This is a genomic window from Streptomyces mesophilus, assembly GCF_011044995.1.
Taxonomy (GTDB): domain Bacteria; phylum Actinomycetota; class Actinomycetes; order Streptomycetales; family Streptomycetaceae; genus Streptomyces; species Streptomyces mesophilus.
Map to the genome: position 1 here is coordinate 17360 of NZ_JAAKZW010000017.1, position 13279 is coordinate 30638.

At 70.5% G+C, this 13279-nt stretch carries 10 protein-coding genes; 7 read left to right on the top strand and 3 right to left on the bottom strand.

Annotated elements, in window-relative coordinates; genetic code table 11:
• Positions 1–184: 184 nt before the first annotated feature.
• Complete coding sequence (locus tag G6045_RS07970; RefSeq protein ID WP_165331128.1) at positions 185–1354, top strand: glycosyltransferase family 4 protein; 1170 nt, start codon at positions 185–187, stop codon at positions 1352–1354.
• A gap of 39 nt (positions 1355–1393) precedes the next feature.
• On the opposite strand, the gene G6045_RS07975 is transcribed toward G6045_RS07970, so the two are convergent.
• Complete coding sequence (locus G6045_RS07975) at positions 1394–3064, bottom strand: PucR family transcriptional regulator (RefSeq protein ID WP_165331129.1); 1671 nt, start codon at positions 3062–3064, stop codon at positions 1394–1396.
• Positions 3065–3224: 160 nt separating this feature from the next.
• Here G6045_RS07975 and G6045_RS07980 point away from each other — a divergent pair, with 160 nt between their 5' ends.
• The 4 genes from G6045_RS07980 to G6045_RS07995 are packed head-to-tail and all read left to right on the top strand — an operon-like array spanning position 3225 to position 7470.
• A complete protein-coding gene (locus G6045_RS07980; RefSeq protein WP_408056311.1) occupies positions 3225–4775 on the top strand; it encodes an APC family permease in 1551 nt (516 codons plus the stop codon).
• 11 nt (positions 4776–4786) lie between these two features.
• Entirely contained in the window at positions 4787–6403 is a 1617-nt protein-coding gene (locus G6045_RS07985; RefSeq protein WP_165331130.1) for a flavin monoamine oxidase family protein, read from the top strand.
• Positions 6404–6428: 25 nt separating this feature from the next.
• Complete coding sequence (locus G6045_RS07990) at positions 6429–7022, top strand: RNA polymerase sigma factor (protein ID WP_328707696.1); 594 nt, start codon at positions 6429–6431, stop codon at positions 7020–7022.
• Positions 7012–7470 carry a hypothetical protein gene (locus G6045_RS07995; RefSeq protein ID WP_165331131.1) on the top strand — a complete coding sequence of 153 codons (459 nt, stop codon included), beginning with the start codon at positions 7012–7014 and terminating at the stop codon, positions 7468–7470. The genes G6045_RS07990 and G6045_RS07995 overlap by 11 nt, the downstream gene beginning before the upstream one ends.
• On the opposite strand, the gene G6045_RS08000 is transcribed toward G6045_RS07995, so the two are convergent.
• Positions 7467–8381, bottom strand: a complete 915-nt coding sequence (locus G6045_RS08000; protein WP_165331132.1) for an alpha/beta fold hydrolase — start codon at positions 8379–8381, stop codon at positions 7467–7469. The genes G6045_RS07995 and G6045_RS08000 overlap by 4 nt on opposite strands.
• A gap of 120 nt (positions 8382–8501) precedes the next feature.
• The gene (locus tag G6045_RS08005; RefSeq protein WP_165331133.1) at positions 8502–10304 is read right to left on the bottom strand and encodes a glycoside hydrolase family 15 protein; all 1803 of its coding nucleotides are present in this window, start codon (positions 10302–10304) and stop codon (positions 8502–8504) included.
• A gap of 445 nt (positions 10305–10749) precedes the next feature.
• Here G6045_RS08005 and G6045_RS08010 point away from each other — a divergent pair, with 445 nt between their 5' ends.
• Both G6045_RS08010 and G6045_RS08015 read left to right on the top strand, forming a co-directional pair.
• Positions 10750–12399: a CTP synthase gene (locus tag G6045_RS08010; protein ID WP_165331134.1), complete on the top strand. Its 1650-nt coding sequence runs from the start codon at positions 10750–10752 to the stop codon at positions 12397–12399.
• Between the two features lie 87 nt (positions 12400–12486).
• Complete coding sequence (locus G6045_RS08015) at positions 12487–13113, top strand: NUDIX domain-containing protein (protein WP_165331135.1); 627 nt, start codon at positions 12487–12489, stop codon at positions 13111–13113.
• Positions 13114–13279 lie beyond the last annotated feature (166 nt).

A 13279-nucleotide genomic window follows, 5' to 3' on the forward strand; every position in this document is an offset into this window, starting at 1 on the left:
CCATGTGGGTGGTCCGCACCTTCTCCTTGCCGCAGTCGCCACAGGTCGTACCGTCCGGCGGTGCCGGAACGTGCGTACGGACTGGCATCCTTGGCGGAGCACTTCGCGGCCCGTGCCCGTCCGGCCCGCACCCCGCCGGCCCCAACTGCCGGACCGTCCACGCCGATTCAGGAGCACAAGGCGAGTGAGCCACCTGAGCAGCCAGCCGTCGCAGGGCAGGACCCCGCTGCGTACCGTGCAAGTGCTCGGCGGCGGCAGTGCGGGAAGCTCCGTGCACGTCAGGTCGCTCACCGGGGGACTCGTCGCCCGGGGTGTACGGGTCACGGTGTGCGCACCGGCCGAGCTGGACGAACGGTATGGATTCACCGCATCGGGCGCACGGTTCGTGCCCGTGCCGCGGCGCGCCGACCCGGTATCCGTGGCCGCGCTGCGGGCCGCCTGCGCCGAGGCCGATCTGGTCCACGCCCATGGGCTGCACGCGGCCGTACGGTCCTCGCTCGCGCGCACAAAGCCCGGCAAGCAAGGCAAGCCCGGCACCGCCCCGCGTACGCCCCTGGTCGTGACCTGGCATACGCGGGCGTACGCGGAAGGCGCGCGCGCCCATCTGCTGCGCATGATCGAGCGGCGGGTGGCCAAGGCGTCGGCCGTCGTGCTCGGCACCTCGTCCGATCTGGTCGACCGGGCGCGCAGCCGGGGCGCACGCGACGCGCGGCTCGCGCCGATCGCGTTCCCCGCGCCGCGCCGGCCGGCGGCGCCCGGGCATGACGATCCGGACCGGCTCAAGCACCAGGCACGGGCCGAACTGGGCGCCGTGGAACGCCCGTTGCTACTCGCGGTCGGCTCCCTGGAGCCGCACCGGGGTTACGGGACGCTGCTCGACGCGGCCCGGAGCTGGCTGAGCCTCGATCCGGTGCCGCTGCTCGTCGTGGCGGGCGAAGGGCCCGAACGCGGTGCGCTGCAGCGGCGGATCGACACCGAAGGGCTTCCCGTACGCCTGGTCGGCCGCCGTGAGGACGTACCCGAACTGCTCACCGCCGCCGATGTGGCCCTGCTGCCCAGCCGCTGGGAGTCGCGTTCCGTGCTCGCCCACGAGGCCCTGCACGCCGGCGTACCGCTGGTCGCGACGGCCGTCGGGGGAGTGCCGGAACTGGTGGGCGACGCCGCCGAACTCGTCCCGTACGGCGACGCACGGGCGCTGGCGACCGCGGTCGAAGGACTGCTCGCGCAGCCCGGCCGCCGGGCGTGGCTGCGGGCGGAAGGGCTCGCCCAGGCGGCGACGTGGCCGACGGAGGACGAGACGGTGGCGCAGATCCTCAGCGTGTACGACGAGTTGACCCAGCCCTTGGGGCGTTGACGCGCTCACACGGTGCCGCGGTGGGTGCCCGCGACCGCCTCACACGCCGGACGGGCCGTGCTTCACCAGCCTCCGCGCCCGCAGCGCCAGACTGAGCGCGAGCACCGTCTGGGGATCGTCCAGATCCGTCCCCAGCAACTCCGCGATCCGGGCCAGCCGGTTGTACAGCGTCTGCCGGTTCAGATGCAGCTCGCGCGCCGTCTCCGCCTTGCGCCCCGCATGCGTCAGATAGGTCTCGAGCGTCGGAAGCAGCGGCGCCTTCGAGCGGGCGTCGTGCTCCTGCAACGGCCCGATCGCCCGCTCCACGAACGCGGCGAGATCCGGATGCTCGCGCAGCCGCCAGAGCAGCAGTTCCGTGTCGAGCCGCCGGGCGTCGTACCAGGGCCGGTCCGACAGCCCCTGCGCGGCCGTCGCCGTCTCGGCGGCGTGCCGCAGACCCGCCGACGCCGCCATCCAGCCGCCCGCGACACCGACGACGACCACCGGCGCACGGCCCGCCGAGTGCATCCCCGCACGCTCGACACCGGCCCGCAGCGCGGCGGCCACCCGGTCGGCCACCGCCGTGCGCTCGGACTCCGAACGCAGCCCGAGCAGCAGCGGAACCCGGCCCTCCACCGGACGTACGCCCACCAGTACCGGCACCCCCACCGCCGCCAGCTCCTCCGAGACCGCACGGGCCAGCACCGCCCAGCCGCCTCCCGGCGCGAAGGTGACCGTGTCGTCCGGCAGCCGCATCACCACCGGAAGCAGCGGTCCTTCACCCGGCTTGAACCCGAGGACCCGGGCCTGCCCGGGTGCGTCCCCGGCCGCGATACGGCCTTCGGCGAGATCGGTCAGGAAGTCACCGCGCCCCCGGGCCGCGAGCTCCTCCTCCTGACGCGCCTGCATCAGTACGACCGCCAGGATCCCGGCCGCTCGCTCGGCGGCGATCCGGTGCACCGGCAGCAGGGGCGTGCTCACCGCGAGGAGCGCGATACGGGCCCGTACGGCACCGGAAGTGCTCCCTCCGGAGGCCCCGCCGGACCCGGGCACGTCCACGAGCACCGCGTTCGCCGGCGGTTCCGACTCCCGCGACCGTCCCCGCAGGCCCTCCCAGACCTGCAGCGGATCCACCCCGGCGGCGCCCGGCCCGGCCGCGTACAGAAGCTGTCCGTCGGCGGTCTCCAGGAACACCGGGTTGGCCGTGAACTCCGCCAGGATCGACAGGACCTGCGGCACACCGCCCCCGCCGAGCAGCGCCTGCGTACAGCGCCGGTGCACCTCCTCGGCCTGCTGGAGCAGTGCGTAGTGCCCGTTGACGATCTCCGTGTGCACCTCCTCGGTGACCGTCACGAACGGCACCTCGCGATGCAGCTGTACGAGGGGAAGTCCCGCCGAGCGCGCGGTCTCCACGATCGCCGCGGGCAACCGGGCGAACCGCGGGCCGAGTTCCACCACGAGCGCCGCGATCTGCCGCTCGGCCAGCTTGCGCACGAAGGCGCGCTGCTCGGCCGGGCGCGTACCGAGGCCGAGCCCCGTGGTCAGGAGCAGCTCGCCGCCCTTGAGCAGCGAGGCGATATTGGGCACCTCGCCCGCGTGCACCCAGCGCACCGTGCGCTGCAGCCGCTCCGCGCCGACGACGACCTCGGGCAGCCCGCTGCGCAGTCCGGGCAGTTCGAGTGCCCGCTGGACCGTGATCCCGCCGCCGTTGGGGACCCCCTGGATGTTCATATTCCGGACGCTACCTGCGGCCGCGTTTCCGGAACATCACCGGCCGGTCACAGCAGCGCCCTCAGCGCCCCCTGAGGCGACAACTCGTCGCCCCCACAGGCCGATTGCATGACTTGATGTCTGTTGTGGCCTGCGTCACTCCGGGCCAAGCTGCGCGGTCATGACAGATTCCTCAGCGGGTACCGGCGCAGCTCCCTCCGCAGGTACCGGCGCACCGCAGCGCGAGGTCCACCGCCTCAAGGCGAACTCCGTCGGCCTGATCGGCGTCGTCTTCATGGCCGTCGCCACCGCCGCACCGATCACCGCGATGACCGGAAACCTGCCCATCGCCGTCGGCTTCGGCAACGGCACCGGCGCACCCGCCGGCTATCTCTTCGCCACGCTCGTCCTCACGGTCTTCTCGGTCGGCTATGTCGCCATGGCCAAGCGGATCACCGCCGCCGGCGCCTTCTACGGCTACATCTCGCACGGCCTCGGCCGGATCGCGGGCATGGCGTCCGGCATGCTCGCGGTCCTCGCGTACGTGGTCTTCGAGGCCTCGATCGTCGGCGTCTTCGCGTACTTCACGAAGACGACGGTGCTCGACCAGCTCGGCTGGGATCTGCCCTGGATCCTCTACGCGGCCGCGATGCTCGCGGTCACCGGGATCCTCGCGCACTTCGACATCAACCTGACCGCGAAGGCGCTCGGTGTGATGCTGCTCGCCGAGATCGCCGTCCTGTTCGCCGTGGCCACGGCGGTGCTGCTGGGCGGCGGCGGCCCGGACGGCATCCCGGTCGAGCCGATCAACCCGAAGAACGCCTTCACCGGAGCGTCGGCGGGCCTCGGCCTGTTCTTCGCCTTCTGGTCGTGGGTCGGCTTCGAATCGACCGCCATGTACGGCGAGGAGTCCCGCAACCCGAAGAAGGTCATCCCGCGCGCCACCCTGATCTCCGTGATCGGCGTCGGCCTCTTCTACATCTACGTCTCGTGGATGACGATCGCCGGCAACGGCCTGGCCGGCTCGGTGAAGATCTCCTCCTCCGCGAGCCCGCTCGACCTGTTCTTCGCCCCGGCGAACTCCTTCATCGGCGGCTGGGCCGTCGACACCTTCCAATGGCTCCTGATCACCGGCTCGTTCGCCTGCGGCATGGCCTTCCACCAGTGCGCCTCGCGCTACCTCTACGCGATCGGCCGCGAGGGCTTCCTGCACCCGGCACTCGGCCGTACGCACGCCAAGCACGGCTCGCCGCACATCGCCTCGTACGTCCAGTCGGCCATCGCCGTCGTCCTGGTGGGTGCCTTCTGGCTCACCGACCAGGACCCGTACATCCACCTGTACACCCTGCTCGCGATCCTCGGCACCATGGCGATCCTGATCGTGCAGACCCTGTGCTCGTTCGCGGTCATCGGCTACTTCCGCAAGAACCACCCCGAGGACCGGCACTGGTTCAAGACCTTCACCGCACCCCTGCTCGGCGGCATCGGCATGATCGCGGTCGTGGTCCTCCTGGTGATCAACATGGAGACAGCCGCGGGCCTCGCCGCCGACTCGGTCTTCTTCAAGGCCATTCCCTGGGTCGTCGGCCTCGTCTTCTTCGGCGGCCTGGCCCTCGGCTTCTATCTGAAGGCCAAGCGGCCCGCCCGCTACGAGATCATCGGCCGCGTCGTCCTCGAGGACGCGGCCGAGCGCGACAGTGAACCCGCCCCCGCCGCCACGGCCAAGGTCTGAGGAGAGCACCCATGCCTCGTACGCAGCCCCTGCACGCCCTGCACCAGCTCGCCGCCCGGCACCGGGCAGCCGCACAGCTCCGCATGCCGGTCGCCGACGTACGAGGCACGGACCGTCGCGGCCTGCTCAAGCGGGCCGCGGCGCTCGGCCTCGGTGTCACCGTGGCCGGGCAGGCCACAGCCTCGGCGGCGCCCGTCCGCGCCGCCACGGCCGCCACCCCTCGTATCGCCGTCGTCGGCGCCGGCATCGCGGGCCTGACCGCTGCCCTGACCCTGCGCGACGCGGGCCTCAACTGCACGGTGTACGAGGCGAATCCGAGCCGGGTCGGCGGCCGGATCTGGACCCAGCGCGACCACTGGGCGTACGGCCAGACCTCCGAGATCGGCGGAGAGCTGATCGACACCAGCCACAAGAAGATGCTGGAACTGTGCCGCCGCTTCGGCCTGCCCACCGAGGACTTCCTCGGGGGCGGCCCGAACGGAGCCGAGGAAGTCCTCTGGTTCAACGGCGCGTACTACCCGCGCGAGGAGGCGGAACGGGACTTCAACGCCGTCTACCAGGCCCTCCACCGCGACCTCCAGGACTCCGGCGAGGTGTTCTGGAACCAGACGACACCGACCGGCACCGCCCTGGACAACATGTCGATTCACGAATGGATCGACTCCCGTGTCCCCGGCGGCCATGCCTCGCCGCTCGGCCGCTTCTTCGACGTCGCCTACAACGTCGAATACGGAGCCGACACCACCGCCCAGTCGGCCCTCGCCCTCGTCCTGCTCATGGGCTACCAGCCGAACCCCGGGAACTTCAACATCTGGGGCCTGTCCAACGAGCGCTACCACATCGCCGGCGGAAACGATCAACTCCCGCACGCCATCGCGGACTCCCTGCCCGACGGCACGATCCGGCCGGGCTGGTCCCTGAACGCCGTGCGCGCGAACGCCGACGGCACCCAGACCCTCACGTTCACGGAGGCCGGCGCGACCCGCACGGTCACCTCGGATCACACGATCCTGTGCGTCCCACTGCCCGTCCTCAAGCAGCTCGACCTCACCAAGGCGGGCTTCGACCCTCGTATGACGAACCTGCTGCGCGACGCCCGCATGGGCCACTGCACCAAGCTCAACATGCAGTTCAGCTCCCGCCCTTGGCGCGGCACGGGCCCCTGGCCCGGAGTCTCCGCGGGCGACTGCTTCACGGACAGCGACGTCCAGCAGACCTGGGACACCACGAAGATCCAGTCCGGTACGGGCGGCATCCTGATCCAGTACGGCAGCGGCTCCCTCGCGAGCTCGCTGAGCCCGGCCACGCCCTTCGCCACCGAATCCGACCGCTACGTCAGGGACTTGGCGACAAGGCGACTGAAGGGCATCGACGCCTTCTTCCCCGGCACCTCGGCCAAGTGGACCGGCAAGGCCCAGCTCTCCGCCTGGCACCGCAACCCGCACGCCCAAGGCGCCTACTCCTACTGGCCCGTGGGCTATCTGCAGCGCTACGCCGGCTACGAGGGCACCCCGCAAGGCAACATCCACATCGGCGGCGAGCACTGCAGCTACGACTTCCAGGGCTTCATGGAGGGCGGCGCGACCGAAGGCGAGCGCGCCGCCAGGGAGGTGATCGGGAAGCTGTAGGCTCCCTGCGAAGCTGGGGGGACGGGTGGCCGACGCGTGGGACGGACCAGCCGAGGACGGCACGGACAGCGCCCTGTGGGAGACGACGGCCGCCCTCGTGCGGGCCGCGCAGCAGGGCGACGCCCTGGCCATGGACGACCTGCTGACCCAGGTCACGCCGTATGTCACCCGACTGTGCCGCCCGATCGCCCCGCTCGACACCGCGGACGCCGTACAGGAATCGCTCATGGCCGTGTTCAAGGCGCTTCGCGGGCTGCGCGATCCGCGGGCGTTCTACGGCTGGGTGCGCACCCTCACCGTGCGCGAGGCGGTACGGGTCGCCCGCCGCACCGCGGTCGAGCGGCCCGCCGAGCCGGACGAACTGGTCCGGCTCGGCGGGCTGCGGACGGACGGCGACACGGAACTGTCGGCCGACGTCCGCGACGTACTGTCCCGCCTGCCGGTGCACTACCGCGCCGTGCTGGTGCTGCGGGAGCTCGAAGGCCTCGACGAGCGCAGCGCCGCCCGGCTCCTGGGCGTGGCCCCCGGCACGGTCAAGTCCCGTCTGCACCGGGCGCGTTCACTGTTCCGCAGGTCGTGGACGGAGCCCACGCGGCAAGGGGAGCGGCATGAGCACTGATCCGGTGGCGCGGCTGCGCGTCATGGCCGCGGGGCTCGGCGCCGCCCTGTACGCCGAGGAGTTGATCGCCCTGCCGTACGAGCAGGTGTGGGCGGTCGCCTCGGACCTGGCCGGTGAACTTCCGCATCTCGTCCCGCTGCTGCGGGAGTTCCGGCTGGAGCCGGGCGACACCGAGCGCGGCACAGCGGTCGCGGTGGGCCCGCTCGGCACCCGGGACGCCTTCGAGGTGCGGCTTTCGCCGGGCTGGTGCCTGATGCAGTCCGGCCTGATCGTGGGCGGTATGGCCGCCGTACGCGAGGGGGACGGCACCCGCTTCGCCGTACTCGGCGCCACGCGCCCGTCCGCCCTGCGCCCCGTCCAGCGGATGTACGCGCCCCTGCTCGGACGGCGGCGCGGACGGGCCTTCCTGCGCACCGTCGAGCAGCGAGCCCGGTTGAGAGCCAACTAGCCCCTGGAGAACAGCTTCCTCGCGGCCTCGGCGACCTCCTCCGGGCGCTCCTGCGGCAGGTGATGCCCGGCCCCGGGCACGACCCGCACCGTCAGATCGTCCGACCTGCTCTCCCCGCCGGCAAGCAGAGACGGCGCGATCACCGGATCCTGCGCGCCGCCGAGCAGCACGGTGGGCACGGTCAGGCGGTGGTGGCGCCAGGAGCCCTTCATCAGCCGGGGCACGTCCCGCAGCACGTACTGCCAGAACATCGCCTGGCCGGCATGGGCACTCACACCGGCCGCGGCCGCGAACTCCCGCAGCTCGCCCGGCTCCCAGACCGACGCGTCGCCCACCTGCCGGCGCAGCAGAAAGCGCGTGAAGCCGGGCCAGTGCCGCAGCACGAGACGGCCGAGCACGGGGTACTCGATGAACTCGGTGAACCACATCCGCCACAGATTCGGCACCACGGCACGGTGCCTGGGCCACGGATGCGTCATGTTGAGCGCCAGGTAGCCCGTGAACCGCTCCGGCGCCCGCAGGCACAACCGGAAACCGACATGCGCGCCCCAGCTGTGCCCCACGAGCCCCACCCGCTCCAGACCGAGAGCGTCGAGCAGCGCGATCATGTCCCCGGCCAATCCGTCCGCGTCGTATCCGCGCTTCGGCTGCTCCGACCACCCGAAGCCCCGCAGATCCGGCACGATCAGCCGGTGCTGGGCGGCCAGTCGCGCCGTCACCTTGCGCCAGCCGTACCAGTGCTGCGGAAAACCGTGCAGCAGCAGAAGCGGCGAACCGCTGCCGTACTCCGCTATGTGCAGCCGGGCGCCGGGCACGGTCACCCAGTGGTGCACGGCCCCTTCGTCGTACGGCATGGGCCGGCCGGACACCGCCGTGCCGTGCTCCGGAGTGGATCCCGTCGTAGAAACCACGATGCGTCCCTCTCGCCTGCGCGCGGATCGCTGTCGATTCCGCGTCGGCAGGCCAGGAGGGACGCATCGCCCGAAAGGTTCCCGGCACTCGGGAAAATTCCCGGGAACCCGGGAAAGGGACTACCCCCCGTACGCCCCCGAGGCCGTGAGCCGCAGGGCCGTGTCGATCAGGGGCACATGGCTGAACGCCTGCGGGAAGTTGCCCACTTGGCGCTGCAGCCGCGGATCCCACTCCTCGGCGAGCAGCCCCAGGTCATTGCGGAGCGAGAGCAGCTTCTCGAAGAGTTCGCGCGCCTCGTCGACCCGGCCGATCATCGCGAGATCGTCGGCCAGCCAGAACGAGCAGGCGAGGAACGCCCCTTCGTCGCCCTCGAGACCGTCCACGCCCGCGTCGTCCCCGGAGGTCGGGTAGCGCAGGACGAAGCCGTCCTCGGTGGACAGTTCGCGCTGGATCGCCTCGATGGTGCCGACCACGCGCTTGTCGTCCGGCGGCAGAAAGCCCACCTGCGGGATGAGCAGCAGGGAAGCGTCCAGCTCCTTCGAGCCGTACGACTGCGTGAACGTGTTCCGCTCCGGGTCGTAGCCCTTCTCGCAGACGTCCCGGTGGATGTCGTCGCGCATTTCGCGCCACCTCTCCAGCGGGCCGTCCGCGTCCCCGGACTCGATCAGCTTGATCGTGCGGTCGACGGCGACCCAAGCCATCACCTTGGAGTGCACGAAGTGCCGCCGTGGGCCGCGGACTTCCCAGATGCCCTCGTCGGGCTGGTCCCAGTGCGTCTCCAGATAGCGGATCAGCTTGAGCTGGAGCAGCGAGGCGTAGTCGTTGCGCGCGAGCCCGGTCATGTGCGCCAGGTGCAGCGCCTCGGTGACCTCGCCGTACACATCGAGCTGCAGTTGATGCGCCGCGCCGTTGCCGACCCGTACCGGCCCGGAGTTCTCGTAACCCGGCAGCCAGTCCAACTCGCTCTCGCCGAGCTCCCGTTCACCCGCGATCCCGTACATGATCTGCAGGTTCTCCGGATCGCCCGCCACCGCGCGAAGCAGCCACTCGCGCCAGGCGCGGGCCTCCTCGCGGTAGCCGGTGCGAAGCAGCGAGGAGAGCGTGATCGCGGCGTCGCGCAGCCAGGTGAAGCGGTAGTCCCAGTTGCGGCTGCCACCGATGTCCTCGGGCAGCGACGTGGTCGGCGCGGCCACGATCCCGCCGGTCGGCGCGTACGTGAGCGCCTTGAGCGTGATCAGCGAACGGACCACGGCCTCGCGGTAAGGCCCGTGATACGTACAGTGCTCGACCCATTCACGCCAGAACTCGCTGGTCGCCTCGAGCGCGGCCTCGGGCTCCGACAGCGGCGGCGGCTCCTTGTGCGAGGGCTCCCAGCTGATCGTGAACGCGATCCGGTCACCGGGGCCGACGGTGAAGTCCGAGTACGTCGTCAGGTTCTTCCCGTACGTCTCCGCCGGAGTGTCCAGCCATACGGAGTCGGGCCCGGCGACCGCCACCGTCCGCCCGTCCACCTTGTGCACCCAGGGCGTGATCCGCCCGTACGAGAAACGCATCCGCAGCGCGGAGCGCATCGGCACCCGGCCGGTGACGCCCTCGACGATCCGGATGAGCTGGGGTGCGCCGTCACGCGGCGGCATGAAGTCGGTCACCCTGACCGTGCCGCGCGGGGTGTCCCACTCGGATTCCAGGATGAGCGAGTCGCCGCGGTAACAACGCCGGTCGGCCGGCGGGGGTTTGTCGTCGGAGCCGTGTGCGGGACCCAGGCGCCAAAAGCCGTGGTCCTCGGTCCCGAGCAGGCCCGCGAAGACCGCGTGCGAGTCGAAACGGGGCAGACACAGCCAGTCAAGCGAGCCGTCTCGGCAGACCAGCGCCGCGGTCTGCATGTCCCCGATGAGTGCGTAATCCTCGATGCGCCCGGCCACGTGCAATCTCCAGTCGAACGGCCACTTCCGCCCCCTCGGGGCGCTTGCATTGCAGTCAAGGGTCGTTGACGAGCACTTGGGTCCGGGGCGGCGGGGTGGTGCCTTGTGCCGGCCGGCTCGCAGCGTATTCCGAGCAGGATACGCGCACCCTAATGATCTGGACGGGGCCGCGGGCAAAGCGGTTCGGCTGAACGAGTGATGACTTTGTGACGTGCGCATTGTCGGGTACGCGGCGTCAACCCACGGCCACGGAATGTGGTCGTCCGGTGTGGCTCCCGGGTGGCCGGAAGCATGCCCCCCGTGTCGCTGATACCCTGGTAGCCCGTGGACCGGTGGTCAAAAAACCCCCGACCGCAGCGACGGCGCCTCCCCTCCTTCTCACAGGAGAGACCAGGAAAAGCCGGCACGCACCCCACTTCGCGACCACGGGAGCCCCCTCTTGGCCATGCCGCCCAAAGCCACGACGACCAAGCACATCTTCGTCACCGGGGGTGTCGCCTCCTCCCTCGGCAAGGGCCTGACGGCCTCGAGCCTGGGTGCGCTGCTGAAGGCCCGCGGCCTTCGGGTCACGATGCAGAAGCTCGACCCGTACCTCAACGTCGACCCCGGCACGATGAACCCGTTCCAGCACGGCGAGGTGTTCGTCACCAACGACGGCGCCGAGACCGACCTGGACATCGGCCACTACGAGCGCTTCCTCGACGTCGACCTCGACGGCTCGGCCAACGTCACCACCGGCCAGGTCTACAACACCGTCATCGCCAAGGAGCGCCGCGGCGAGTACCTCGGTGACACCGTGCAGGTCATCCCGCACATCACCAACGAGATCAAGCACCGCATCCGCCGCATGGCCACCGACGACGTCGACGTGGTCATCACGGAGGTCGGCGGCACGGTCGGCGACATCGAGTCGCTGCCGTTCCTGGAGACCGTCCGCCAGGTCCGCCACGAGGTCGGCCGCGACAACGTCTTCGTCGTGCACATCTCGCTGCTGCCCTACATCGGCCCCTCCGGCGAGCTGAAGACCAAGCCGACCCAGCACAGCGTCGCCGCGCTGCGCAACATCGGTATCCAGCCGGACGCGATCGTCCTTCGTGCCGACCGTGACGTCCCGATGTCCATCAAGCGCAAGATCTCGCTGATGTGCGACGTCGACGAGGCCGCGGTGGTCGCCGCCATCGACGCCAAGTCGATCTACGACATCCCGAAGGTCCTGCACACCGAGGGCCTGGACGCGTACGTCGTCCGCAAGCTGGACCTCCCGTTCCGCGATGTGAACTGGACCCAGTGGGACGACCTCCTGGACCGGGTGCACAACCCGAACCACGAGATCACCATCGCCCTGGTCGGCAAGTACATCGACCTGCCCGACGCCTACCTCTCGGTCACCGAGGCGCTGCGCGCGGGCGGTTTCGCCAACAAGGCCCGCGTGAAGATCAAGTGGGTCACCTCGGACGACTGCAAGACCCCGGCGGGCGCGGCCAAGCAGCTCGGTGACGTCGACGCGATCTGCATCCCGGGCGGCTTCGGCGACCGTGGTGTGAACGGCAAGGTCGGCGCCATCACGTACGCCCGTGAGAACAAGATCCCGCTGCTCGGCCTCTGCCTCGGCCTGCAGTGCATCGTGATCGAGGCCGCGCGCAACCTGGCCGACATCCCGGACGCCAACTCCACCGAGTTCGACTCGTCCACCGCCCACCCGGTCATCTCCACGATGGCCGAGCAGCTCGACATCGTCGCCGGTGAGGGCGACATGGGCGGCACCATGCGCCTGGGCATGTACCCGGCGAAGCTGGCCGAGGGCTCGATCGTGCGCGAGGTGTACGACGGCAAGGAGTACGTCGAGGAGCGCCACCGCCACCGCTACGAGGTCAACAACGCCTACCGCGCGGACCTCGAGAAGAAGGCCGGCATCCAGTTCTCCGGCACGTCCCCGGACAACAAGCTCGTCGAGTACGTCGAGTACCCGCGCGAGATCCACCCCTACCTGGTCGCGACCCAGGCGCACCCCGAGCTGCGGTCGCGTCCGACGCGTCCGCACCCGCTGTTCGCGGGCCTGGTGAAGGCCGCGGTGGAGCGCAAGACCGGTAAGTAATCTCCAGGCGATACGGTTGCCGGGGTACGGGCCTTTAGAGGCGCGTACCCCGGTTTCTGCATGTGGGCTCGTGGGAGGACGTACAACATGTCGATCAAGGACACTGCCGAGGAATGGCAGATCACGGCCACCACGACGCCCTTCACCGGCAACAAGACCAGCGTCCGCACCGACGACGTGGTCATGCCCGACGGGACGGTCGCACGCCGTGACTACCAGGTGCACCCCGGCTCCGTGGCCGTGCTCGCCCTCGACGACCTGGGCCGCGTCCTGGTGATCCGCCAGTACCGCCACCCCGTGCGCCACAAGCTCTGGGAGATCCCGGCCGGACTCCTGGACGTCCCCGGCGAGAACCCGCTGCACGCCGCACAGCGCGAGCTGTACGAGGAGGCGCACGTCAAGGCCGAGGACTGGCGGGTGCTCACCGACGTGTACACGACGCCCGGCGGCAGCGACGAAGCCGTACGTGTGTTCCTCGCACGCGATCTCTCCGAGGCCGAGGGCCGGCGCTTCGAAGTGTCCGAGGAAGAGGCGGACATGGAGATCAAGCGGGTGCCTCTGGAGGAGCTGGTGCGCGGCGTCCTGGCCGGCGAGCTGCACAACACCTGCCTGGTCGTGGGCGTGCTGTCGCTCGTCGCCGCACAAGCCGGTGACGGCCTCGACGCCCTGCGTCCCGCCGAGGCCCCCTGGCCGGCCCGCCCCTTCGCGTCCTGAGGCGCCCGGCCTCGTGAGGTCGCGCGCGGTGTGACCATCGGCTGATCCGATCGAGGGATCTACCCGCCGCGCTCCCCGGCTTTCGTCACGATGCGTGAACTACGCTCAGGTCGACGGAATACGCCGGAAACGACCTCGGCGTCCCGTCATCTTCCCCGGCCGCAGC

Coding starts and splice junctions, on each gene's coding strand:
- G6045_RS07985 (WP_165331130.1), top strand. CDS start 4,787: ATGCCTCGTACGCAGCCCCTGCACGCCCTGCACCAGCTCGCCGCCCGG.
- G6045_RS07995 (WP_165331131.1), top strand. CDS start 7,012: ATGAGCACTGATCCGGTGGCGCGGCTGCGCGTCATGGCCGCGGGGCTC.
- G6045_RS08015 (WP_165331135.1), top strand. CDS start 12,487: ATGTCGATCAAGGACACTGCCGAGGAATGGCAGATCACGGCCACCACG.
- G6045_RS07975 (WP_165331129.1), bottom strand. CDS start 3,064: ATGAACATCCAGGGGGTCCCCAACGGCGGCGGGATCACGGTCCAGCGG.
- G6045_RS07980 (WP_408056311.1), top strand. CDS start 3,225: ATGACAGATTCCTCAGCGGGTACCGGCGCAGCTCCCTCCGCAGGTACC.
- G6045_RS08010 (WP_165331134.1), top strand. CDS start 10,750: ATGCCGCCCAAAGCCACGACGACCAAGCACATCTTCGTCACCGGGGGT.